We start from the raw sequence: 24,247 nt of genomic DNA, 5'->3' as shown, positions 1-24,247 counted from the left end.
CATATATAATTTAGTAGCAAATTAGGGGGGGCAGGCTATGAAAAGATACTTACAAATAGCAATGATGTTGATAGGTGCAGTGCTAATAGTAGCAGTCTGTCTGCCGAATATTGTGTTAAATGGCACAGTTTTTGCCAAGGAGGATACCAAGGAATCAACGATTGGTGGTATTGAAATCGAAGGAATAAAAGACGCCGCGTTAGAATCAACCCTACAGACAGCAATAACTCAATGGCAAGCGACAGCAATCGTAATTAGTGGTGGAAATACTTCCATAACGCTAGACGCTAAGCAACTCTCTTTTGATACTTCAGCAGCAATCACACAATATGAATCGCTGGCAAAAAAACCATGGTATGCATTTTGGCAAGAGGATAAAGTGGTGCATGTCCCAATTCCCGTCACAATAAATGAAGAGAGTATTCAGCAAATTGAGGCAGTAGACATTTGGCAATCAGAAAAAACACTTCTTAATATTTCTTCGCAGGCAAGTCTTTTGCGCAATCATGAAATTGAAGCAGTTGTAAATGATGCCTTTATGCAAACAGAGGAAAGAATCGGCTTCCAAGTAGTGGATATACCTGCCGAGGCCATTGGGATTCCTAAAATCATTCCCTCTTTACAAGAATTAAATTTAGTGCCGAATAAACCAGTGTCCTTGCTGTCTTTGTTAGGTGAACAAACAAGCGCTGTAAGTGAAGCAGGACTAAACTTTCTTGCTTCAACGATATACAGTGTTGTGCTTCAAACAGACTATGAAATAATTGAACGTCACGCACAACAGGTATTGCCTAGTTATATGCAAAAGGGCATCGAGGCTAATGTAAATGTAGCGTTACATAAGGACTTACAATTTATCAACCGCTCTACACTTACTGGAAAGTTGAAAACAACTCTTGAGGGCAATCAATTAAAAATAGAAATTTTTGCACCGACAAAGGACAAAGAAATTACTGTTCGTGTTACTAAAGATAAAATTGTAAAACCTCGTATTATTTATCGGTATTCTGATGATTTAAAAGTTGGGCAAGAGCGAGTGGAACAAGAAGGTCAAGAGGGGTTTCGTGTGGAGGTTTATCGTTCCATTGTTGAGCATGGTACAACGGATGAACAGCTTATAAGTAAAGACTATTATGCGCCTGAAAATCGGATAGTTACACGCTCCACGAAAGAGCCTGCCCCTGTGACTGCGCCAACACAAAATGCAAGTGCAGCTACAGCAGACCCAGATTTACAAATCGATCTAGATGGTAATGGTTTGTCTGATACAGACAGTTTGGCAAAGACAAATAACGATACGCAAGTAGACGGTCCAGAAATTGTCTATGGTTATTACGATAAAGGTGGCAATTTTGTGCAAACGAGTCCGTGATAAGAGGGAGGTAAGCAAATGGCTGTAGGACGTAAACGTTTAGGCGATTTACTTGTAGAATCAGCTGTTATTACAGCGCAACAGCTAGATTATGCGTTAACGACGAAAATGAAAGAGGAAAAGCTAGGGGATTTTCTTATTAAAGAAAATTACTTAACGGAACAGCAACTCATCGAAGTACTGGAGTTTCAGCTGGGCATTCCGCATATTAGCTTAAACCAATTTTCAATAAGCCCAGAGTTACTACAGTTAATTCCAGCTGAACTAGCGAAGCGGACGAATATTATGCCTATTCGTAAGGAGAAAAACAAATTATTTATCGCAATGGCAGACCCGATGGATTATTTTGCAATTGAAGAAGTTCGCATGACGACAGGCTGTCAAATAGAGACAAGTATTGCTGCTAAGGATGATTTGTACCGTACGATAACGAAATACTATGATTTACAAGAATCGATGGATGCAGCACTACAAGATTTAGGTGCTTTGGGAACAGACACGCAAGAAGAAATCGAAAACGAAGATTCGCCGATTATGCGTTTAGTGAATCAAATAATAGCGAACGGTGTGGCGCAGCGAGCGAGTGATATCCATTTTGATCCTCAGGAAACTGAACTACGTGTGCGCTATCGAGTGGATGGGGTGTTACGTACCGAGCGTTCATTACCCAAACATATGCAAAATGTTGTTCTAGCACGTATTAAGATTATGGGCAATTTAAATATTACTGAAAATCGTATTCCGCAGGATGGGCGCATTAAAACGAATGTTAATTTCAGACCAGTTGATATCCGACTATCAACGTTACCCACTATTTACGGGGAAAAAGTTGTCATGCGTATTTTAGATTTAACGAATGCGGCAAATGACATAGACAAATTAGGTTTTAGTGAAAGCAATGAAGCACTTTTCCGCAAAATGATTGCCCATCCAAATGGCATTATGCTAATTACAGGACCAACAGGCTCAGGAAAATCTTCCACTTTATATGCTGCACTTAGTTATTTAAATCAAGAGGGCGTCAATATTATTACGGTGGAAGACCCAGTTGAATACCAGCTAGATGGCATCAATCAAATTCAGGTTAAAGAAGAGGTCGGTTTAACGTTTGCGACTGGTTTACGCTCCATTTTACGTCAAGATCCAGATATCGTTATGGTTGGTGAAATTCGTGACCTTGAAACAGCACAGATTTCTATCCGTGCGTCACTGACAGGCCATTTAGTGTTAAGCACATTGCATACAAATAGCGCAGTGGAATCTATTTCACGCTTACATGATATGGGGATTGAACCATTTCTTCTATCCTCTTCACTTGTCGGAATTATGGCTCAACGCTTAGTACGAAAAGTGTGTCGAGATTGTTCAGAAACATATGCATTTACTTCACGTGAACTCGAAATTCTAGAAGAAAACGGGATCGAAGGTGTAACACATGGCAAGAAAGGTCGTGGCTGTCCAGCTTGCAATCAGACTGGTTACCGTGGACGTATGGCAATTCATGAAATTTTGCCAGTTGACCGCACAGTAAAAGACATGATTTTAAGTCGTATGGGTGATAGCGTCATAAGGGATTACATGAAGCAAAAAGGCTATCATACGCTTTTAGTAGACGGGCTATTAAAGGTCGTTGCTGGCCAAACGACCACATCAGAAATATTACGCGTAGCAAGCGCAGACTAGGATGTGACATAAATGACAGCATATTCAATTGTTGAACTATTAACCCGTTCATTTGAGGAAAAAGCATCTGATCTACATTTAACGAAAGGCATTCCCCCTGTGTATCGTATCCATGGCAAGCTAGAGCCATATGGAGAAACACCATTAGAAACAGAAGATTTACAGGAAATGGTGAAGGTTATTTTACCAGCACATAAACTACAGGAGTTTGAGGAGAAAGGCGAGACGGACTTTAATTTTTCCTTGCCTGGAAAATGCCGATTCCGTGTCAATGCCTACCATCAACGCAATGAAGTAACAATTGCGGCACGTTTAATAGAGGCGCAAATACCGTCCATTGAATCACTCAATATGCCAGAAGTACTGTATCGATTGGCAGAAAAACCCCAGGGGCTTATTTTAGTAACGGGGCCAACTGGTTCAGGAAAATCCACGACCTTAGCGGCAATGATTGATTACATAAATGAAACGCGTGCCAAGCACATTATCACACTAGAAGATCCGATTGAGTATTTACATGCTCATAAAAAATCAGTCATTAACCAACGGGAAGTAGGCGTCGATACGAAGAGCTTTGCCAATGGTTTACGGGCTTCATTACGGCAGGACCCCGATATTATTTTAGTTGGTGAGATGCGCGATTATGAAACAATTTCGACGGCAATTACTGCTGCTGAAACAGGGCACTTAGTCATGGCAACCTTGCATACTAGCAGTGCACCAACCACAATCGACCGCATTATTGATGTGTTTCCACCACATCAGCAAAGTCAAATCCGTGTGCAACTTGCCAATGTACTGCAAGGAATTATTTCACAGCGTTTATTTGTACGCAAAGATGTAAAGGGCCGTATTGCAGCAACTGAAATTTTGGTACAAGCACCTTCCATTGCCAACTTAATTCGTAATGAGAAAATTCACCAAATTCCAAGTGTGATGCAGACAAGTAAGGCTCTGGGGATGCACACACTGGAATCATCCATGCAGCACTTAATCGCTACAGGAAAAATTTCACTAGAGGATGCACGACCATTTATGAACGCTGGTGATTATAGTTGACAGTATTTCGCTATAGTGGTCGCACGAAAACAGGGGCACAAAAAAAGGGCACTATTGATGCGCCAAATAAAAAAGTGGCAATTGACAAGCTACGTGCACAGGGCATCAATGCACGAGATATTCAAGAGTCCAATAGTATTTTACACAAGGACATCGCCTTGGGTACCAAGGTCAAACATCAGGATTTCGTCATTTACTGTAGGCAATACGCCACGCTCATTCGTGCGGGCGTATCCGTAGTGGAAGCCACTCATATTTTAGGGGAACAAACAAGGAGTAAGCCATTAAAGCGTGCCTTGATGCAAGTTGAGGAAGACATTCGAAGCGGTTCGTCGTTTTCAGATGCCTCTGCCAAACATCCTAAAGTATTTCCTGTGCTCTTCATTAACATGATGCGGGCCGGTGAAGCAACTGGAAACATCGATGATACGCTTGAGCGATTAGCAGGCACACTAGAAAAACAGTATAACATTAAAAAGAAAATTCAATCCGCTATGACTTATCCAGCAGTATTATCAGTTCTAACATTAGTCGTTGGGATGTTTTTAATGGTCTTTATCGTGCCGACCTTTATGGATGCCTTTAAAGATATGGATTTAGAGATGCCCTTAATTACCATTATTGTCGTGGGCATCAGTGATTGGCTAATTGAATTTTGGTATATCGTTATTTTGGCACTACTTATTGTAGTAGTCGGATTTAACTTTTTTTATAAAAATAACAAGGATTTTCACTATACAGTCAATGTTGTGCTTTTGCGAATGCCTGTCTTCGGGCAGCTCTTGCAAAAAGATGTGATTGCGCGTATGACGAGAACATTAGCTACTCTTTTTAGTAGCTCTGTGCCCATTTTACAGGCGCTGACGATTGTCGAAAAAGTGGCGGGGAATCCCGTTATTGGCAAGGTGGTACTAGAAGCCCGCGATAATTTAGAAAAGGGTGGCACTTTATCGGAGCCATTAGAAAAAAGCTGGTTATTTCCACCGCTCGTCACACAGATGACGTCAATTGGCGAACGTACAGGCTCGTTGGATTACATGCTTGAAAAAGTTGCTGAATTTTATGAGGACGAGGTTGATCGCGCTGTGGATACATTGAAGTCATTAATCGAGCCTCTGATGATTGTTGTGCTTGCATTAGTGGTTGGTGTGATTGTCGCCGCGATATTTTTACCGATGTTCCAGCTATATGAGAATATGTAAAATTGGTTGTTCATTAAATTTGTTTTGTTTGGCTAATCAGAGTACTTTAACTAGCTATTCATATAAAAGTTATTCACATAAAAAATTCAAGGAAGTCCGTGTACACACACTTCATATAATAAAATTTCAAGGAGGAACCAACTATGTTCAAAAAATTACTAAACAAGAAACACGTGAAAAATGAAAAAGGTTTAACTTTAATAGAGTTACTAGCAGTTATCGTTATCCTAGCGATTATCTCAGCTATTGCAATTCCAGCCATTGGTAACATCATCGAAAACTCACGCTATAATGCAGCAAAAGCTGATGCAATTAACGTATTAAATGCTGCTAATTTATACTTTACTGATGAACCGGACGAGCCTTCCGTTACTGTTGCTAAATTAAAAACAGACAAATATTTAGATAACGCTGGTACATTTGAAAAAGTCGCTGATTCGGCTACAGTAACTAAAGATAGTCCTAATAAACTTTCTGCAACAGATGTTGTATATAGTGGTACTGATAAGAAAGTTTCATTTAGTGGTGCAACGGTTCAGTCTATCAACAAAGACAACCAAAAAGGTAGCGATACTGTTGAAAAGATTGAGGGTGAAAAAACACCATAATCATTAGCTACAAGATAATCAGTCCTCCCAACCCATTCAGAAATGCAATATTTTTGCGTTTCTGGCTGGGAAATGGATGACTAATTGAGGGAATCGTTTATACTGAAATGGAAAAGGGGGTCTTTTCACATGTTTAAGAGAAAGCGCAAGTCGCATGTTTCAATAGAATTAAAGGATTATGTGTTACGTGCGATTGTGGCGAAAGGACCGGAGCCTAGTCAGTGGCAGGGCTATGAGTATCCTTTAACACCGGGCATTGTTGAAAATGCGACCATTGTTGAAGAAGTAGAATTATTTGAAATTATAAAAGAGCAGGTAGTGAAATGGACTGGGAAAAAACAAGCTGTGCGTATGTTTGTGCCGGATACTACGGTGCTTTTAAAGAGTTTTGATTATCCGAAAGATGTTAAGCTTCACGAACTAAGGGGTTATGCAGAAATGGAGCTTGGGCATTCCATTCATTTACCATTCCAAGACCCGTTGATTGATGTGTATGATCCTGATCCTGACGATGGGAAGGCCATGTTATTTGCGGCTCCATCGGAAGAGATAAATAAAATGGTCGGTATGTTTCTTGATGTTTCATTAGAGCCAGAAGCTGCCGATATCCGTGCGTTGTGCAATATTCGATTGCTAGAAAATCTGCATGTTTTAGTTAGTGATAAAACCTATTTAATTGCTGATTGGTCTATCAATGAACTGTCCATTAGTATTTTTTCGCAAGGTCAGATAGAGTTTTTACGTTATCAATCGATTGAAACGGATTTAACACAATGGCAGAATAAAGAAGAGGATGATTTTAGCTATCGATTTAGCTATAGCAGCGAAATCGATGATTACCGCATGATCGTGATGGATCAGGTGCTTGAAATTGACCGTATGATGAATTTCTTTAAATTTTCTTTACATAAAGGTGAAAAATCAGTCGATGAAATTATTGTACTCGGTGATAACCCACTACTAAAAACAATTGGCCATTTATTGGAGTCTAATTTAGGCGTACCATTAACAGTTGTAAATGAAGAAATGGTGAAGCAGTATTTCCCAGCCTTTAAAAGAGAGTTTTCGACGTTACTTGGCTTGGCTTTAAAGGAGGTAAATTAATGGTTCCAAACATTAACCTCTTACCACAGCTCGAAAAAAAGACAACATCGCCAAAGCTTTTATATGGCATACTTATTGTAGCGGTGGGCATTCTCATCGCCTATGTATTCATGATGTTTTTCACTGCTAAAAGTGAGATAAAGGCTTTAACAAACGAAGAACAAGCGTTAATGGAACAAAGCGAGCAATTACAGCAGGAGCTAGATATGCGACAAAGTGTCAATGAGGGGTCATTGGAGCAGTCCGTACAATTTGTGCAAAGTGTTTCTTATCCGGTGACACCACTGATAGATGAAACACGTAATTTGTTGCCAGTCCATTCCTATTTACGTAGTTACGAATTTGGTGCGGATACTATCAATATCATAGTAGATTTTGAATCAATGACAGCTATATCTACATATGTTGAACGGCTTCTTGCAAGTAATTATTTCAAAGATACACAAATCAGTTCGATATCAAACTTTAATGTTGAGCTTGGGGAGCACATAGAGCAAACACCGGAGCAAAAGTTTAAGGAAGTTCCTCGTTATGCAGTGACAATTACAGCGACTATAGATTATATGTATTTAGCTGGAGGTCGACGCTCATGAGTAAGTTAACAAGTAGTAAAAATTCATCCATCCTGTTACTAGTAGCTTTAACTGTAGCACTGTTATTTGCACTCTATTACTATTTACTTTTGCCAAAGCTCAATGAAGTCGAAGCAAAAGCCAGCAATATTAACCAACTTCAACAACAAATTACAGAGATCGAAGGACAACTTACGAAGCTAGATGAAGTGCAAGGTGAACTGGTAAATATATTAACGTTGCGTCAAAAAGTGCCTGAAACAAGGGCCATTGAAAAAATCATTTTAGATATGGCTGAAATAGAAGAAGTGTCTGGTACGCGATTAGAGTCATTGAATTTTAATAATTATGATACGGCTGTGGCACAATCAGAGGTCACAGAGCCTAACATGGTTGAAAAAGCACAGGCAGAGGTAAACGGGGAGCAGACCGAAGTGGATGAAAATTTGCCAGTTTCCTCAATTGCAAAGGAAACGTTGCCTGCTGAGCTGAAGCTAGTGACATTTAGTGTAAAAGTCGCCGCTTTAGATTTTACTGCACTTGACAGCTTTTTGAAGGAAATAGAAAAACTAGAGCGTGTCATGAAAACAGATACGATTAGCTTTAGCTTACCAGGGGAACAAGATCAGCTTTATGAAGATGCAGATTTAACCCTACAGGCAACCGTTCAAGTGACAACGTTCTATTATGAAGGACAACAATGATACATAGGCGCACATACTTCAAAATGTATGGGCGCCTATTCGTTTAGGAGGTAATAAAAATGGAAATGGCTTATACAGTGACAGTTTTCCTCTTTGGGCTCGTACTTGGCTCGTTTTTTAATGTAGTGGGGCTACGTGTTCCACTGAAAGAGTCGATTGTCAGCCCACCTTCACACTGTACGAATTGCAAGAGACAACTAACTGCACTGGATTTAGTGCCAGTGTTGTCATATGTCTGTTTAGGTGGCAAATGTCGTAGCTGTGGGCAAAAAATCTCATGGATTTATCCGTTAATGGAGCTTATCACCGCACTTTTATTTGCATTTGCGTATTGGCGATTAGGTTTTAGCGTAGAATTTGTAGTGGCGATGTTATTGATATCATTATTAGTGATACTCGTTGTTTCTGACTTGGCGTATATGCTTATACCTGATAAAGTACTGATTTTCTTTTTACCATTGTTGTTAGTTGGGCGTGTCATGTCACCACTGACACCATGGTGGGATAGTCTAGTGGGCGCAGTAGTTGGTTATGGCATATTATATCTGATTGCAGTGCTGTCACGTGGCGGCATGGGTGGTGGTGATATTAAATTATTCTTTTTACTTGGCCTTGTACTTGGCACGTTGAATACACTACTTACATTATTTGTAGCCGCAAGCATTGGGATGGTAGTGGGCATCGTGGTGCTACGACTGCGTCAGCAAGGCAGAAAAACACCTATACCGTTTGGTCCGTCGATAGCACTTGCAGCGATTCTTGTATATTTCTTTGGGGACGCCATGATTGATTGGTATGTAGGATTATGGTAGAATTTAAACCTTTTAGATAGGGGAGGCGATTGTGTGAAACCTATTATTGGGATAACAGCATTTGCAGAGGATGATTTATCGTCAAGATTAAATGTAGCATATTGTAAAAGTATTATCGAAGCGGGTGGCATTCCATTTATTATCCCGCTTGGAGTAGAGAACGATGTGGCGCAAATTTTATCATTGACTGATGGTTTATTACTTTCTGGTGGTTATGACGTGCATCCATTTCACTTTGGCGCAGAACCGACGCCAGGATTAGGGCAGATTCAACCAGAAAGGGATACGCTAGAACTCGCTTTGATTCAGGCAGCTTTAATAAGACAAATGCCGATTTTTGGGATTTGTCGTGGTATCCAACTATTAAATATTGCTCTTGGTGGCACGCTTTATCAGGATATTGATAGTGAATATCACAGTAGTAAGCTGTTAAAGCATAGACAGCAAGCAGCTCGGGGTGTTGCCACACACTATGTCAACGTTGTTCCTGATAATTTATTAAACACGATTGTGGAAGAAGATAAGATTGCTGTGAATTCAATGCATCATCAAGCTATTAATGTGCTAGCGGAAAAATTAAATGTCGTAGCAAAGTCGAGCGATGGTATCGTCGAAGCGGTGGTCCATGACTCATTGGCATTTTGTCTCGCAGTCCAGTGGCATCCTGAAGAACAAGCAATTGTAGGTGATGAAGTGGCGAAGAAGCTGTTTACAGCTTTTATCAAAGCGAGTTTAAAATACAAAAGAGAAGCATAGTTGCATGCTTCTCTTTTTTGATGGAGCAATATTGTGAGTCCATTAATGCACGCGGCGGTATAAGCCAACAACTTGTCCTAAAATCGTCACTTGGTCAACAATGATTGGCTCCATTGTCGCATTTTCTGGTTGAAGTCGGAAATGTGTTTTTTCCTTGAAGAAACGTTTAACTGTCGCTTCATCCTCTTCTGTCATGGCAACGACAATATCACCATTATCGGCAGTAGCCTTTTGTTTAACGATGACTAAATCTCCGTCAAAAATGCCTGCTTCAATCATCGATTCACCCATGATTTCTAACATAAATAGCTGATCTTCGCTTGTGCCATAAGTATCTGGTAAAGGGAAATATTCATCGATATTTTCGATTGCTGTAATTGGTGATCCAGCTGTTACTTTTCCTACAAGTGGTACATGAATGACGCTTTGCTTTTGAATGGAATCCTCGGGCTCTAAAATTTCAATGGCACGTGGTTTTGTTGGATCTCGACGGATGAAGCCTTTTTGCTCTAAACGAGCTAAATGGCCATGAACTGTTGAGCTAGAAGCTAGCCCAACCGCTTCACCGATTTCTCGTACTGATGGTGGATAACCTTTTGCGCGCACTTCTTCCTTGATAAATGCTAATATGTCTTCTTGTCTTTTAGAAACTTTTTTCATGATTGCTCACCTCTTTTTATCTTTTGTTCTTCTTACTAGATAGTATAGCAGAATGCGAACACTTATGCAAACATAGGTTCGAAAAGTGTTTGACAAAAACGTTTGTTCGTTTTAAAATCAGAACATACATTCCGAACAAACATTCTAAAAAGGGGTTATAATTCATGAACTGGATAAAGAAAAATACACATATTTCAATTTTAATCGGCGCTTGTTTACTATTTGCGGGGTACCTTTTTGTAACTGACCCTGGGGATATTACATATACAGAAATTCATATAGAACATGGCGATAGCTTATGGTCGTTAGCAGAACAATACCGTGGTAAAATGGAAACAGATGACTGGATAAAGATTGTGAAAGTGGAAAATGAATTGAAAAACGTCAATATTGTTGCAGGAAAATCATTGGTCATACCATTAGTGGGGGAAAACGCCAGGCCCACAAATTCAATTGAAATTGCGAGAAGTGGAAAATGATGAATAATCACCAATCGGCAGTCGTCTATTGCCGTGTAAGTACAGAAAAAGAGACGCAAAGTTCGTCACTTGAGCGACAAGAAGAAGAATTAGTGCGCTATGCCCAACAGCAAGGCTATGAAGTAAAGTGTGTTTTTATGGATAAACATAGCGGCTATGATGTCGAGCGTGAGGGACTGCTAGAAATGCTAGATTTCATAAAAGAACAAGAGATTCAAGCATTATTTGTGCAGGATGAAACACGTTTAGGACGTGGTAATGCTCGAATGGCAGTGCTACATTTATTGCAAAAAACTGAAACAGATGTTTTTTCTATGCGTGATGCCGGACCAGTACAGCTGAATGAAATGGACACGATGCTGCTCGAAATTTTAGCGATTGTCGAGGAGTACCAACGTAAAATTCATAATGCGAAAATTCGTAGGGGGATGCGTCGTGCGGTAGAAAACGGCTATCGTCCTGAAAAAAATCTGTCCAATCGTGGGAATCCAGCTGGTCAGGAACGCAAAGAAGTGCCTATAGAAGAAATCGTGCGACTTCGTCATCGCGGTCTCACTTTTGAGGAAATTGCGATGTCACTTAGAGGGCTCGGTTTTGAAGTGAGTAAGGCAACAGTACATCGACGATATCAAGAACATCAAAAAAGATTAGCGGGCAAATAATTTGCGCCCCTAATCTTTTTTTGTCGTTTTACGAATGGTTTTACGTCCACTCTTGCGCTAAAACAGCGTAATAATATTCATCCCACCAGTCATCTCCGTGCGGTATACACTTTTTGAAATAACCTTCTTTTCTCATGCCGATTTTTTCCATCACTTTGTATGAGGCTATATTTTGTGGTTGGCAAGTGGCTATAATTCTATGTAACTGCATGTCCTTAAAGCCATAGTTCAATAGAGCTTGTGCTGCTTCTGAGGCATAGCCTTTATTATAATAGTCAGGGTTAAACACCCAACCAATTTCATACGTATGTTCTCCAAAATATTGATGAAAAACCATATGCCCTATCAGGATATTTTCTTCTACTAAAATTACTGGGAAATTTTTAGCTTCCTCCATGTTCTCACTGACAAAGTTTTTTGCATCTTTCTCACTGAAAACACCTTCAGGAATATATTTCATCACATTCATATCGGAAGTGTACGCATAGACAGCTTGCCAATCATCAGGCTCAAATTCCCGTATTACTAATCTTGGTGATTTTATAAACATTTTTTTACCTCCCATTTATTCATTTCATCACAACCATGAGTTTTAGTCATGATTGCATTAATTACATTTTATTGGTAAACAATGAAGAAGTACAGAATATTGTTATCATTACTTGTAAATTTCAAACTGTATAGATAAAATTAGAACGAATGTTCCTTGGGAGACATCGTTCAGGTGCAATTTCCTACATGATGCCATCAATATAAGTATGATGTTAGGTTTCACGGAACTAGGGAGGGAGAAAACAAATGACTACATATAACAAAAATACGTTAGCGCTAGTAGAATTTGATGAAAATGATATCTCGGGGTTAATTACATTGTCAGCGTCAGTTGAGTGGGATTATGATGAATTTGAAATTGCCACGGTTTTGTCATCTGGTAAAATATTTGGTCACAAAGATGCAGCAGGTACAATTGTTTCAAGTGCGGCCATCATTAAGTATGATACGCATATAGCTTCCATTGGCATGGTGATTGTCCATCAAGATTTCCGAGGATTGGGCTTAGGAAAAGATGCTACCCAAAAATGTTTAGACAGTGCTGCTGGAGATACCGCTATAATGCTTATTGCGACAAAAGAAGGCGAACCCTTATATGAAAAAATGGGTTTTAAAACTGTCGATTATGTACAAAAATATCTAGCGGATAATTATAGAGTGAACCATGGGTTATCGACCAATAATATGACCATTGAAAATTATCATGAAAATGATTTAAATCAAATATTAACATTAGACGAAGCAGCATTTGGCGATAAAAGAAGTACATTTCTTCACAATAGAATAAAACAAGCCAAACAATGTTTAGTCGTTAAAGATCAACATGCAAAAATTATTGGATTCGGTATCTCGATTTTAGGGCCAATTAATTTATTGCTAGGACCAATTGTAGCACCTGATTGTCAAACGGCCTCCTTAATACTAAATAATTTGGCTTTAAACCATCAAGGCAAATTGCGAATAGATGTGCCAGTGGGGAACGAAGAGTTTGTCGCATTGTTGACACAAAGTGGCTTTAAGGAGGTTAGTAACCCGCCAGTTATGATCATTAATTCTGTAGAAATGCCACCTCGAAACAATACACTATTTGCTCTTGCTGCTCAAATTTTTGGGTAAAAAAAGACAGTTAGGTTTAGGGTCAGCCATACCAAAAAACAGAAATTGTAGGATACTTAAAGGATCAAGCTACACACTTTTTTTCTGCTATACTTCTTGCATTATTTTACAACACAACTAAATCGCTTAAAAGGCTGATATAACTGCATTTTGAAGCAATTCATGCTATACTTTGCGTACCATATTCATTAAGATAGGTACTGAAAGGTGTGGAATTATGTTATCAAAAGAAAAAATCAATCGAATTAATGAATTATCAGCTAAAGCTAAAACAGGTAATCTTACTGAAGAAGAAGCAAAAGAACGTACTGCACTGCGTAAAGAGTATTTGGATACGTTTAGAGCATCTATGCGCGATACAATTGAAAACGTCAAAGTTGTAGATGCAGAGGGCAATGATGTTACGCCGGAGAAGGTAAAGCAAGCGAAAAAAAATAAATTTTTAAATTAATGTGACACAATTCTATTAAGTATGTCATAAATCTCAAATAGTATAACAAAACCATTGTTTTCTAAGACAATGTTGACTAAACTGTAAAAGAACAATATATAGGACGAGAAAGGATGTCACAACATAATGACTCAACATGCGGATCAACTAGCGATTAATGCTATCCGAACATTGTCAATCGATGCGATTGAAAAAGCAAATTCAGGTCACCCAGGATTACCAATGGGGGCAGCGCCAATGGCTTATACGCTATGGACAAAACAACTTCGCCACAATCCGGCAAATCCACAATGGTATAACCGCGATCGTTTCGTACTTTCTGCAGGTCATGGCTCAATGCTTTTATACAGCCTACTGCACCTTGGTGGCTACGGCTTACCAATGGAAGAAATTCAAAACTTCCGTCAATGGGATTCATTAACACCAGGACATCCAGAATATGGTCATACAGTTGGAGTAGAGGCAACAACAGGTCCTCTAGGTCAAGGTATTGCCATGACAGTTGGTATGGCAATGGCTGAGCGCCATTTAGCAGCTACTTACAACAAGCCAGGTCATAATATCGTCGATCACTACACATTCGCACTTTGCGGCGACGGCGACTTAATGGAAGGTGTTGCAGCTGAAGCTATTTCTTTAGCTGGCCACTTACAGCTTGAAAAATTAATCGTGCTTTACGATTCAAATGATATTTCATTAGACGGTGATTTAGAAAAATCATTCTCAGAAAACGTGCAAAAACGCTTCGAATCATATGGCTGGAACTACTTGAAAGTTGCAGATGGTACAGATGTAACTGAGATTAACACAGCTATTGAAGAAGCGAAAAAATCAACTGGCAAACCAACACTTATTGAAGTAAAAACAGTTATCGGTTTCGGCTCACCAAATAAATCTGGTAAATCAGATTCACACGGTGCACCACTTGGAACGGATGAAGTTGTGTTAACGAAGGCAGCATATGAGTGGGCACATGAACCATTCCAAATCCCTGCTGAAGTATACGACACATTTAATGCAGCGGCAGTAGAGCAAGGTGCTCAACCTGAAGCAGCATGGAACGAAAAATTTGCAGCATATAAAGCTGAATTCCCAGAATTAGCGACACAATTTGAAAATGCCATGAATGGTAAATTACCTGAAGATTTCGCAGCAGAATTACCTGTATATGAAGTAGGTAAATCTGTCGCAACTCGTTCTTCTTCAGGTGAGGCTATCAATGCGATCGCTAAGAAAACACCTTCTTTCTTCGGTGGTTCAGCAGACCTTGCTGGCTCAAACAAAACGACTATGAAAGGCGCGGGCGATTTCTCAGCAGATAACTACGCTGGCCGTAATATTTGGTTTGGTGTACGTGAGTTCGCTATGGGTGCAGCGATGAACGGTATGGCACTCCATGGTGGTGTTAATGTCTTCGGTGGTACGTTCTTCGTATTCTCTGATTATGTTCGTCCAGCTATGCGACTTTCTGCATTAATGGGACTTCCTGTGACATATGTATTTACACATGATTCCATCGCTGTAGGGGAAGATGGTCCGACACATGAACCTATTGAACACTTAGCATCATTACGCGCAATGCCAAATCTATCTGTTGTTCGTCCAGCTGATGCGAACGAATCTGCTGTTGCTTGGGAGCTTGCAGTAGCATCTGAAAAAACACCAACTGTTTTAGTGTTATCTCGTCAAAACTTACCAGTGCTTGACGCGTCTATCGATACAGTTCGTGAAGGTGTGACGAAAGGTGCTTACACAGTATCTCCTGCTTCTAAAGAAGTAGCAGATGCCATTCTAATTGCAACAGGTTCAGAAGTTTCTCTTGCAGTTGAAGCACAAAAAGCGTTAAAAGCTGAAGGTTTGGATGTAGCAGTTGTTTCCATGCCGTCAATGGATCGCTTCGAAAAACAAGACGCAGCTTACAAAGAGGCCGTTCTGCCAAAAGCAGTAACAAAACGTCTTGCTATCGAAATGGGTGCATCATTCGGCTGGCACAAATATACTGGCTTCGAGGGTGATGTACTTGCAATCGACAAGTTTGGCGCTTCTGCTCCAGGTGAATTAGTGATGGAGAAATACGGATTTACAGTCGAAAATGTTGTAGCTAAAGTCAAAGCGCTATAATCTCTCGTATAGATGTAAAATACCGCAATGCTCAGTGAGGGTTAACTCTCTGCCGAGCGCTGCGGTATTTTTACGTTTTTTGAAGTTTTATGCAAGCTAATCAAGACCACTGCACATTGTAGTACGGCCGTGGCAATAAAGCAAAAGAAGTCTTTCGAATTTCCACCAAGCCCCAGTTCATCAATAATTATGCCACTAAAGAATAATAATTGACCAGAAATAACGACAGTAAGGCTCGCGAAGAGCACAGAAAACCAAATCGGCACTTTTTTTATGATGATAATCATAAGCATGATGACAGAGAAAAGTACAATGGCTTCAAAAATTGGCTCAAGCAAAGTAAATGAATTGTCGCTAACGAAGTTATCGTAGGTAAAACGAGTGTCCAAATAATCTCCTCCTATTAACAAATAACAACGATGTTGGAAACTAAAGGTTTCTGAATGTATACTAGATGTAATTTTCTATTACGAATAAATAGCTAGTAATATTTTCCAAATTATGTATAATGAAGTTATATTAAGGATTCGAACAACTAAAGCCTACATATTGTTGCTAGCTCAGCCTCTACAACTATTACGATTTTCTAGTTAAGGTTTGGGATGGATAAAGGAGTATTGCATGCATACACAAAATATAATCATACAAGTACAGAAAACTTTCTCAGCGTTAGATTGTACGGGTGGCGGAGTTATTATTAAAAAACGTGGTCAAACTATACTAGAAGAGTACTTTGGTGTACATGGACAACAAAAAAAGGCGAAAAAGGTAGGTCCACATACACTCTTCCATCTAGCCTCAGTTCGTAAAACATATGTTGGTTTCGCTGTAGCCTATGCAATTTATCACAACTATATTGCTTCAATAGATGATAGATTAAGTGATTATTTAGGACATACTAGCATTTTTGGGAGCGTAACGATAAGACATTTAGTTACACATACTCACGGTTTACGTTGGCAAAATGAAAAAATTATGAAGGAATTCATAGCAGGGTCTAATTGGGCATATCGAGATGTCAATGTAGATATACTTGCTCAAGTTATTTTTAACACTACAGGAAAAACCATTGCTGAAATCGTCAATGAAGAAGTTTTTCAGGCTTTGTCTTTTACTGAGACAAATTGGTTCGGTGAAAAAATTGAAAACCTTATAGAAGTGGACCATAAAAATCATCCATTTTGGTATGAAAGTGAAGTATGCGATGGTAGTAAGATGAATATGTATAGCTCATTAAGTGAGTTAGCTAGCTGGGGGCAAGTGCTTCTTGATAAGGGTCAAGTAAACGGAAAGCAAGTCATACCTATAGAGATCATCCAATTATTAACGACCATTCAATCCCAAAACAGTAAACCGAAGCACTTACCCACTAACGGTGTTTTCTGGTTTGTTCAGCCACAAGTGATAGAGGGGGTGACAGAGCTAAGTCCCTTATTACCAGAAGGAAGTTTTCAACTTCTTGGCTACACAAGTGTAGCGTTATTGGTGATTCCAACAGAGAATATTGTAGCAGTTAGAGGTTTTAATAGCTTTGGTTCACCCCAAGGGTTTGACTACATTCAAGATATTCACGAGTTTGGTTCAATGGTTTATCAATCTATAAGATAGGACATATATGGATTTTCTTAGCACTAGTAAATTTGAATAAAAGGAGCGAGCCATATGAAATTTGATTTAGTTATGTTAATTGCTTGTAGTAGTACTAAAACAACAAAAGGGGTCAACATTGTGTAGGCATTTTGTGAAAAGATCCATGCTTGCCATGGACCTTTTTTAGTGTAGCTTTAAATAGTAAAACAGCTGATAACATCACATACAACGCTGAAAACTAGCAGGAATCACTAAAATTTACGTTGCTAAACCATTTTGAAAGGCATAGACAACGGCTTGTGTGCGGTCCTGAACATCTAGTTTAGCTAAAATATTGCTCACATGTGTTTTTACGGTTTTTAAAGCAATGTATAAATCATCAGCAATTTCCTGGTTTGCCTTACCTTTTGCCATCAGCAGTAATACTTCCATTTCACGGTCGGTTAGCTGCTCATAGAGTGGGGTACTCGTACCGTGACGCATACGATGCATCATTTTAGAGGTTACTTCTGGCTCCAAAACCGTTTCGCCACCGATTGTTTTACGGATGGCGTCAGCAATTTGCTTGGCGTTAGATGTTTTTAAAATATAGCTAACAGCGCCAGCCTCTAGTGCCGGGTAGACTTTGTCATCATCTAAAAAGCTCGTAACCATCATAATTTTTGCCTCGGGCCAAGCCTCTAAAATTTTTACAGTCGCCTCGGCACCCGTCATAACAGGCATGACATTGTCCATTAGAATAATGTCAGGGCGTAGGGCAAGTGCTCGTTCAACAGCCTCGGCACCATTCTCAGCTTCACCAACAACGGTAATGTCAGGCTGTGCTGATAGATAGGCAGACACGCCTATGCGAACCATCTCGTGGTCATCCACTATTAATACTTGAATCAACTTCAACAACCTCCTTGTGCTGTGGCACTTTTACTTCCACAATCGTACCTTCTCCAGGCACAGAAACAATTTTGTACGTACAACCAATTTCAACAGCACGTTCTGCAATATTTTGTAAGCCATATGAAGTAGACTTATCAGTTTCAACATCAAAGCCCAGACCATTATCTTGAATACGTAAAATGGCTAGTTCATCTCGGGCTATAAGTAGTAATTCAACCTCTGTGGCCTTTGAATGGCGCAATGTATTTGATAAAGCTTCTTGCGCAATGCGGAACAAATGATCTTCCTCTGCTTTAGTTAATGCCATTTCCTCTAGTTCATATTCGATATGGAAATAGACCTTTTGCTGTAGCTCTATAATGAGTTCCTCTAAGCCTTGCGCGAGGGTTTTATTATGCAGAGCAACAGGCCGTAAATGTAATAATAATGCGCGCATTTCAAGCTGTGCCTGCTGAACAATTTTCTCGACCTGTTTTAAGCTTTTGGCATTTTCATCACTTTCCGTTAGGGCCGAGAGTAACATGGAAGCAGCGAATAATTGCTGAGATACGGAATCATGGAGCTCACGAGCAAGACGTTGGCGTTCGGCAATAATACGTTCTTGAATAATTTTGTCATTGGCTTCAGCGCGTTCATTTGATAGGCGCTGTAAGCTTTTCCGCTGTGTATCGATTAGCTCGCTTGTTTGCGCGAGCGCCTTTTTCAGTGGCTTCGGGAGTGCCTGTTTTTTCGGTAGCATAAAATCAGGTTCCACTAATTCTTTCACAAAGCGGGTTGCTTGCGCCTCTCTTGCCCTAGCCGTCATACTAATCCAGCTAGCAAATAGTAGACTAAGTGCAAATAGACTCAGTAAAATAACGCCACCTAACGGAATATTATCGTAATTTTGTTGCCAGAGTGGTTGCCAAACCTTCTCGTTTGGTTCTCCCCACACAGCAAAAAGGAGGCCGAATGTAGCACCAATCAAAATAAAAAACAAGGTAAATACTCTTGAAAGAAAGGCAATCATTTTCGCAACACCTCCAGATCCCCTAGCCATGTAGCAACATGAATAACGAGTGTACGCTTCGCATCCTCAGGATTTCCATCGGAGAACACTACACTCTCATTAAGGAGCCGCTGCGGACCACTATGCAAGCAAGTTAACTCACCAAATAACGTCGTAAAATGTAAACGGAATGGAATTTCATAAGGGATATAAACTTGTACTTTGCCGATCCCTTGGCGAATTGTAATCAGGCTGCTGCCAGCTGGTAAAATTGTCTGCGTCGTATCAATTGTAATGTCACCTGCAAGTCGTTGTATTTGTACATCCTGCCATTTATAGGCTTCTACAGGTGCAGGCATTGTGCCAAATAGTTCATTTTTGTCTGCTGGAAGCTTTTCAAATTCTAATGTTACGACTTTAGGTTCGTTTTCTTTTTGCAAATAATGATACAGCATGTATAAGAGCAGTAAGACGATAAAAAGGCGCAAACTCCACATCGTAAAGAGTGCAACCGCAATAAAGAAAATTCCTGTCCATTTAAAAAATCGTATATTTTTTGAAAAGCTTAAATACAGAAGTATAGCCCCAATCAATAAACAAAAAGCACCGCCATTATTAAAGATTGTAAGCTCCACAAAAACGAGTAAAAAGAAGCACAGTACCCAAAATGTGAGTTTATTTGTTGTGAAATTTTGCAAGAGGGACACCCTTCTTTCTACTTAATAGTATGAGAGAGGGAGATAATATCCCTCTAATACAAAACGTGAAAGAATGCGCCGCTAAATGTGGCGCATTTCTTTCCATTATAACATGTTATTTGTTTTCAATTAGTAGTGGTGAGCTAGCATCAGTTGCATTTTTTTCTAGTGCTGCAAGGCGTGCTTCAAAAGTAGTGACTTCATGATCTTTATCAATTTGGAATGCCAGCTTATCGATGTATGATTCTAAATCCTCGAAGTTCGTCTTATTGTTTTTGGCAAGGATACCGTCCATTTGATGATGCGCTCTTGTCACATTTTCTTTGCCCATCAGTTGTAACTGACGAACTTTCATATCTTTAATTTTGTGCTTCATTGTTTCAAATTTACGTTCAAGCTCAAAGTACTCGCGTGTACTTGCCTCAATGCTTGTTTGTAATGTATTTTTGCGTGCTGTGTATGCTGCTACTTCATCTGTAGCGAATTCAATTAAATCTTGCTCGCCACTTGTGTTTGCTAATTGCAGCTGAGATTTACGTTTTGCTAGTAACGCTGAGTTGTCCTTGAATTCCACTTCTAGCTTTTCTTTAAGCTGCCCCTGACGTTCTAACAATTTGCCAGTTTGTTCTGTTTGTTTCTCAGCTTCACGAATATATTGATTTAACATCGCGATTGGATTTTTTTGTTCCTTCTTATCAAATACTTGATGTAAATCTGCCTCAATTGTATATCTAAAACGTTGGAATAAGTTCATATTAATTGGCTCCTTTTATTTTGTTAAATTTGACCATTCTTTTTCGAAGTTCGTAAATGGATCTTCTTCTCTCGCTTCAATTGTTGGGATTTTTACATTTTCGCCATTCCATTTTTTATAGATGACATAGATAGTGGCAATAGCTGCTAGACCTATCATTGCTGGGATGTTAGATACTGCTGATAGGACACCAATTAGACCAACTGTTGCCCAAATAATTTTGGCGAATGTCGATTTGCTTCCGATGTAGAAGTGCATGCCAAGTGCTACCAATAAACCTGAGAATAGTAAACCTGCTAATGGGCCGATTAAGGCAAGTGCGACACATGCTGCGATTATGCCACCTGTTAGTAAAAGAAATTTTTTCATATGGGTGAGCTCCTTTCGTTTGTACCTTTATAGTACCTGTTTGAAAGCTCTTCTAAAACGGACTGGAAATGGATTTTCTTCTAGGTCTCGAGGCTGAGAGAATTTTAAGAAGCCGAAACTAGAAGCTTTTCGACAAAAATAGAAGATGTATGCCACCTTCTTTTGACAAATTAACGAGTTTGTTTAGGCTATACTTACGGTAAAGAAACTGAGCGAAGGGGGATTTCTGGTGAGAACCTATTCCATATATAAAATAAAAGAAGAGCATTTAACGTTTATTTTCGGCAGAGAGCGTAAGTTGTTAGAAATGATGCAGGGCTGTGAAGATGCCAATGAGAAATCCTTAAAGGAACTCGCATATATATGTGAAACAATTCGCTTCGATGAAATTGCTGCTATGTTAGAAGCGCAGCTAGATTCAAAGTATGCGCATTTAGAAAAAGCTCGCAATGCCCTATTTTTAGAACACCCGATAAAAGGGAAAATGGCTATTTATTTGGTGGAACGCAAAATTTGTGTCTATTGTGAGGGATCACGCATGTTAGATTTAGATCTATTTCAGATGTTGGCAAAAATGAGTGAACGCTTTATTGCTTTTAATAAACAAGAGAATGAGTGCGGTTGGCTAAAGCCGATGAAGTATACAATGCACTAGTAATTTTCACGACAATATATAGTAACACGCTACTATTTCGTGTATAATGGAGCGTGGAGAGTTTTTTCTCGGTATATTGTTAGTGGAGGAGGTTGGCAAGATGGCAACTTGGATTTGGATTATTATCGTAATTATTGCTTTAGCAGCAGGGGCAGCACTTGGTTTCTATTTCGCTCGTCAAGCTATGATGAAATATTTAAAAGAAAACCCACCAATTAACGAACAAATGATTCGTATGATGATGGCGCAAATGGGTCGTACTCCGTCTGAAAAGCAAGTACGTCAAATGATGGCACAAATGAATAAATTCCAAAAATAATTAGGGATTTTTAAGGAGCAACTAGTCTAAGCCAGACTAATTGCTTTTTTTGTTTGCCCGAAATGGTAGAGAAGTTATACTTTTATAAAATTCATAAAAATCATACAATTCTATCGGAAAACTCGTTATAATAGAAATAATAGTCAAAAAGGAGTTGTTAGCAGTGGAACGCGAAAAAACAAATGTAGAGAGTTTCGATCTTGATCATACGAAAGTAACCGCACCATATGTTCGCTTGGCGGGAGTAAAAGCAGGTAGAAATGGCGATGAAGTATACAAATACGATATTCGTTTGAAACAGCCCAACAAGGAACATATGGACATGCCAGCTTTACATTCCTTAGAGCATTTATCGGCAGATATTATCCGAAACTATTCAGATAATATCGTTGATTTCAGTCCGATGGGATGTCAAACAGGTTTCTATGTGTCATTAATAAATCATAATGATTATGACGACTTATTAACTATTTTGGAAAAAACATTTACAGATGTTGCAAAAGCAACGGCAGTACCTGCTTGCAATGAAGTGCAGTGTGGCTGGGCAGCAAGTCATTGCCTTGAAGGTGCTCAAGCATTAGCACAAGAATTTTTAGCCAAACGCGATGAATGGTCTATCGTTTTCGCCGAATAAAACAATAAAAGCGGTTGGGACAAAAGAGAAAAAGTGTTAGATTGACTGATGTCGATCCAACACTTTTTTGCTGTGAACGTTGATGTCACTAGGGCGGACGGACGCTTTCCGGGGGCGTGGCCTGATCCTGTAGTCTCAGGCGTCACGCTAATCCTCAGGAGTCGCCACCTTCGCTACCATCAACTAGTGCTCTCTTGTAAATTTTATTTATGCCAAAAGGAAGAATGTCTAAATTTTTCTTCATTTTGGATAGCAAAAATTTAATAATACCTTTGCTGCTCTTTCTTAAAATTTAAAGTTTTGTCCCAGCCTCTTACTTATCGTCCAATTTCAGCCATTAAAAGTGAAAGGGAATGACATTGGACGAAGAAGATTCATGCAAAATTTTTTGATAGATAAAACTTTCTAAAAAATCATGTATCAGTTCCTCATATTCAGCCATATTTTCATTAAAGGATTGCGCATGAGCCCCTGTATCAAAAAGTTTTAATTTTCTAGGTCCTACTTTCTTATTGTATAAATCCAGTGACATCGAAGCCGGAATAAACGTGTCCGGAATACTATGGATAAAGAGTACGGGCTTCTCAATGTGTGTAACAGCTTCGGCCGGAGTGACGCTTTTAAACGAATAGCCATCACGTAGGCGGACAAAAAAATCTGCAAAACCGATTGGAATAATTGAGCCATACTTAAATTCTGTTTTGGCAATTTGTTTAAGCAACATCGAGAAATCTGAAAATGCACAGTCAGAAATGTAAAAATCGGCACCGTCCTCAACAGTTCCTGCATACAGCAACATTGTTGCAGCACCCATTGATTCCCCATGAATACCTAGAATGGCATTTTCCCCAACCATGGCTTTAACGGTTTTAACAACTGCATCAAGGTCGTTTTTTTCATAATAGCCATAGCTCGTAGTTTTACCACCTGACTCCCCATGTCTACGATGGTCAAAAATAACGGAATTATAGCCAAGACGTTCAAATAGGCGTGCATATTTGACGGAATTAATTTTATTTTCGGTTACACCATGGCAGATGATGATAGTATTATTCGTTTGCAGTGGCTGAAACATAATCCCTCGAATGGAATAGCCATTGGGTGAGTCGATATTTAATTCGCATTTAAAGTTTTGATTGTACCAGACCTCATCGAAACGTTTGGCAGTTGTTTCACGTTCACGAATAAATTCTGGATCTTTTTGCTGAATATACATTAATTTATTGGAAAGCGCAAAGCCGAACAGACCTGTTGCTGCAGCGGCAAGCGTCGTTGTAATACCTGAAAATAACAGCATTTTCTTCTTCATCTTCAACACCTCCACATCCTGTTTCTTTTGTTGTTCAGACATTGGCACTACACGGAAAAGGTTCCCTCAGCCGCGAAAGCACTTTCTTACTTGTAATGTTCCCAACTAAGATTGTTTAAAACAC

General features: G+C 39.4%; 28 protein-coding genes. 19 read left to right on the top strand and 9 right to left on the bottom strand.

From position 1 onward, the window contains the following. Positions 1–37: 37 nt before the first annotated feature. From C9J35_RS00345 to C9J35_RS00300, 10 genes are all read left to right on the top strand, one after another. Positions 38–1,372: a VanW family protein gene (locus C9J35_RS00345; RefSeq protein WP_107922974.1), complete on the top strand. Its 1,335-nt coding sequence runs from the start codon at positions 38–40 to the stop codon at positions 1,370–1,372. Between the two features lie 18 nt (positions 1,373–1,390). Continuing rightward, the gene (locus C9J35_RS00340) at positions 1,391–3,055 is read left to right on the top strand and encodes a GspE/PulE family protein (protein ID WP_054767183.1); all 1,665 of its coding nucleotides are present in this window, start codon (positions 1,391–1,393) and stop codon (positions 3,053–3,055) included. Between the two features lie 12 nt (positions 3,056–3,067). Beyond that, entirely contained in the window at positions 3,068–4,114 is a 1,047-nt protein-coding gene (locus C9J35_RS00335) for a type IV pilus twitching motility protein PilT (protein ID WP_054767184.1), read from the top strand. Continuing rightward, entirely contained in the window at positions 4,111–5,316 is a 1,206-nt protein-coding gene (locus C9J35_RS00330; protein WP_107922973.1) for a type II secretion system F family protein, read from the top strand. Before C9J35_RS00335 ends, C9J35_RS00330 begins: the two co-directional genes overlap by 4 nt. Positions 5,317–5,459: 143 nt before the next feature. Next, positions 5,460–5,924, top strand: a complete 465-nt coding sequence (locus tag C9J35_RS00325) for a prepilin-type N-terminal cleavage/methylation domain-containing protein (protein WP_107922972.1) — start codon at positions 5,460–5,462, stop codon at positions 5,922–5,924. Between the two features lie 129 nt (positions 5,925–6,053). Then, positions 6,054–7,028, top strand: coding sequence for a type IV pilus biogenesis protein PilM (gene pilM / locus C9J35_RS00320; protein ID WP_107922971.1), 975 nt, complete (start codon positions 6,054–6,056; stop codon positions 7,026–7,028). After that, a complete protein-coding gene (locus C9J35_RS00315) occupies positions 7,028–7,621 on the top strand; it encodes a PilN domain-containing protein (protein ID WP_107922970.1) in 594 nt (197 codons plus the stop codon). The genes pilM and C9J35_RS00315 overlap by 1 nt, the downstream gene beginning before the upstream one ends. Next, the gene (locus C9J35_RS00310) at positions 7,618–8,304 is read left to right on the top strand and encodes a hypothetical protein (protein WP_107922969.1); all 687 of its coding nucleotides are present in this window, start codon (positions 7,618–7,620) and stop codon (positions 8,302–8,304) included. Before C9J35_RS00315 ends, C9J35_RS00310 begins: the two co-directional genes overlap by 4 nt. Before the next feature lie 59 nt (positions 8,305–8,363). Then, a complete protein-coding gene (locus C9J35_RS00305) occupies positions 8,364–9,116 on the top strand; it encodes a prepilin peptidase (protein WP_107922968.1) in 753 nt (250 codons plus the stop codon). Between the two features lie 33 nt (positions 9,117–9,149). Continuing rightward, positions 9,150–9,872 carry a gamma-glutamyl-gamma-aminobutyrate hydrolase family protein gene (locus C9J35_RS00300; protein WP_107922967.1) on the top strand — a complete coding sequence of 241 codons (723 nt, stop codon included), beginning with the start codon at positions 9,150–9,152 and terminating at the stop codon, positions 9,870–9,872. 42 nt (positions 9,873–9,914) lie between these two features. Here the strand turns inward: C9J35_RS00300 and lexA are convergent, their stop codons facing one another. Then, a complete protein-coding gene (gene lexA / locus C9J35_RS00295) occupies positions 9,915–10,532 on the bottom strand; it encodes a transcriptional repressor LexA (RefSeq protein ID WP_010858610.1) in 618 nt (205 codons plus the stop codon). A 164-nt stretch (positions 10,533–10,696) separates the two neighbouring features. Here lexA and yneA point away from each other — a divergent pair, with 164 nt between their 5' ends. Both yneA and C9J35_RS00285 read left to right on the top strand, forming a co-directional pair. Further along, positions 10,697–11,011, top strand: a complete 315-nt coding sequence (gene yneA, locus C9J35_RS00290; protein WP_054767186.1) for a cell division suppressor protein YneA — start codon at positions 10,697–10,699, stop codon at positions 11,009–11,011. Then, positions 11,008–11,673: a YneB family resolvase-like protein gene (locus tag C9J35_RS00285; RefSeq protein ID WP_107922966.1), complete on the top strand. Its 666-nt coding sequence runs from the start codon at positions 11,008–11,010 to the stop codon at positions 11,671–11,673. Before yneA ends, C9J35_RS00285 begins: the two co-directional genes overlap by 4 nt. A 40-nt stretch (positions 11,674–11,713) precedes the next feature. Here the strand turns inward: C9J35_RS00285 and C9J35_RS00280 are convergent, their stop codons facing one another. Beyond that, positions 11,714–12,223 (bottom strand): GNAT family N-acetyltransferase, encoded by a 510-nt coding sequence (locus tag C9J35_RS00280; protein WP_107922965.1) that lies wholly within the window; start codon positions 12,221–12,223, stop codon positions 11,714–11,716. 248 nt (positions 12,224–12,471) lie between these two features. Here C9J35_RS00280 and C9J35_RS00275 point away from each other — a divergent pair, with 248 nt between their 5' ends. The 3 genes from C9J35_RS00275 (at position 12,472) to tkt (ending at position 15,913) form a co-directional block, all read left to right on the top strand. After that, positions 12,472–13,341, top strand: a complete 870-nt coding sequence (locus tag C9J35_RS00275; protein ID WP_054767187.1) for a GNAT family N-acetyltransferase — start codon at positions 12,472–12,474, stop codon at positions 13,339–13,341. Between the two features lie 217 nt (positions 13,342–13,558). After that, on the top strand, positions 13,559–13,792 hold the full coding sequence (locus C9J35_RS00270; RefSeq protein ID WP_107922964.1) for a DUF896 domain-containing protein: 234 nt from the start codon (positions 13,559–13,561) through the stop codon (positions 13,790–13,792). A gap of 126 nt (positions 13,793–13,918) precedes the next feature. Continuing rightward, a complete protein-coding gene (tkt, locus tag C9J35_RS00265) occupies positions 13,919–15,913 on the top strand; it encodes a transketolase (RefSeq protein WP_107922963.1) in 1,995 nt (664 codons plus the stop codon). Between the two features lie 41 nt (positions 15,914–15,954). Here the strand turns inward: tkt and C9J35_RS00260 are convergent, their stop codons facing one another. After that, a complete protein-coding gene (locus tag C9J35_RS00260) occupies positions 15,955–16,302 on the bottom strand; it encodes a hypothetical protein (protein ID WP_107922962.1) in 348 nt (115 codons plus the stop codon). A gap of 232 nt (positions 16,303–16,534) precedes the next feature. Between C9J35_RS00260 and C9J35_RS00255 the strand changes: the two genes are divergently transcribed. Then, a complete protein-coding gene (locus C9J35_RS00255) occupies positions 16,535–17,521 on the top strand; it encodes a serine hydrolase domain-containing protein (protein ID WP_107922961.1) in 987 nt (328 codons plus the stop codon). A 240-nt stretch (positions 17,522–17,761) separates the two neighbouring features. Here C9J35_RS00255 and C9J35_RS00250 read toward each other — a convergent pair whose 3' ends face one another. From C9J35_RS00250 to C9J35_RS00230, 5 genes are all read right to left on the bottom strand, one after another. Next, positions 17,762–18,394, bottom strand: a complete 633-nt coding sequence (locus C9J35_RS00250) for a response regulator transcription factor (protein WP_054767192.1) — start codon at positions 18,392–18,394, stop codon at positions 17,762–17,764. After that, positions 18,369–19,406: a sensor histidine kinase gene (locus tag C9J35_RS00245; RefSeq protein ID WP_107922960.1), complete on the bottom strand. Its 1,038-nt coding sequence runs from the start codon at positions 19,404–19,406 to the stop codon at positions 18,369–18,371. The genes C9J35_RS00250 and C9J35_RS00245 overlap by 26 nt, the downstream gene beginning before the upstream one ends. Then, positions 19,403–20,092: a cell wall-active antibiotics response protein LiaF gene (gene liaF, locus C9J35_RS00240; RefSeq protein ID WP_235616161.1), complete on the bottom strand. Its 690-nt coding sequence runs from the start codon at positions 20,090–20,092 to the stop codon at positions 19,403–19,405. Before liaF ends, C9J35_RS00245 begins: the two co-directional genes overlap by 4 nt. A 106-nt stretch (positions 20,093–20,198) precedes the next feature. Next, positions 20,199–20,837: a PspA/IM30 family protein gene (locus tag C9J35_RS00235; RefSeq protein ID WP_107922958.1), complete on the bottom strand. Its 639-nt coding sequence runs from the start codon at positions 20,835–20,837 to the stop codon at positions 20,199–20,201. Between the two features lie 15 nt (positions 20,838–20,852). Further along, positions 20,853–21,206: a lmo0954 family membrane protein gene (locus tag C9J35_RS00230; RefSeq protein ID WP_107922957.1), complete on the bottom strand. Its 354-nt coding sequence runs from the start codon at positions 21,204–21,206 to the stop codon at positions 20,853–20,855. Positions 21,207–21,435: 229 nt separating this feature from the next. Between C9J35_RS00230 and sirA the strand changes: the two genes are divergently transcribed. From sirA to C9J35_RS00215, 3 genes are all read left to right on the top strand, one after another. After that, on the top strand, positions 21,436–21,861 hold the full coding sequence (sirA, locus tag C9J35_RS00225) for a sporulation inhibitor of replication protein SirA (RefSeq protein WP_054767194.1): 426 nt from the start codon (positions 21,436–21,438) through the stop codon (positions 21,859–21,861). Between the two features lie 100 nt (positions 21,862–21,961). Further along, positions 21,962–22,180: a YneF family protein gene (locus C9J35_RS00220; protein WP_054767195.1), complete on the top strand. Its 219-nt coding sequence runs from the start codon at positions 21,962–21,964 to the stop codon at positions 22,178–22,180. 163 nt (positions 22,181–22,343) lie between these two features. Continuing rightward, positions 22,344–22,814: an S-ribosylhomocysteine lyase gene (locus C9J35_RS00215; protein WP_107922956.1), complete on the top strand. Its 471-nt coding sequence runs from the start codon at positions 22,344–22,346 to the stop codon at positions 22,812–22,814. Positions 22,815–23,151: 337 nt separating this feature from the next. On the opposite strand, the gene C9J35_RS00210 is transcribed toward C9J35_RS00215, so the two are convergent. Continuing rightward, the gene (locus tag C9J35_RS00210; RefSeq protein WP_107922955.1) at positions 23,152–24,123 is read right to left on the bottom strand and encodes an alpha/beta hydrolase; all 972 of its coding nucleotides are present in this window, start codon (positions 24,121–24,123) and stop codon (positions 23,152–23,154) included. Positions 24,124–24,247 lie beyond the last annotated feature (124 nt).

It is taken from the genome of Lysinibacillus parviboronicapiens (assembly GCF_003049575.1).
GTDB lineage: Bacteria > Bacillota > Bacilli > Bacillales_A > Planococcaceae > Lysinibacillus > Lysinibacillus parviboronicapiens.
This window is presented reverse-complemented; position numbering and strand designations above follow the sequence as displayed.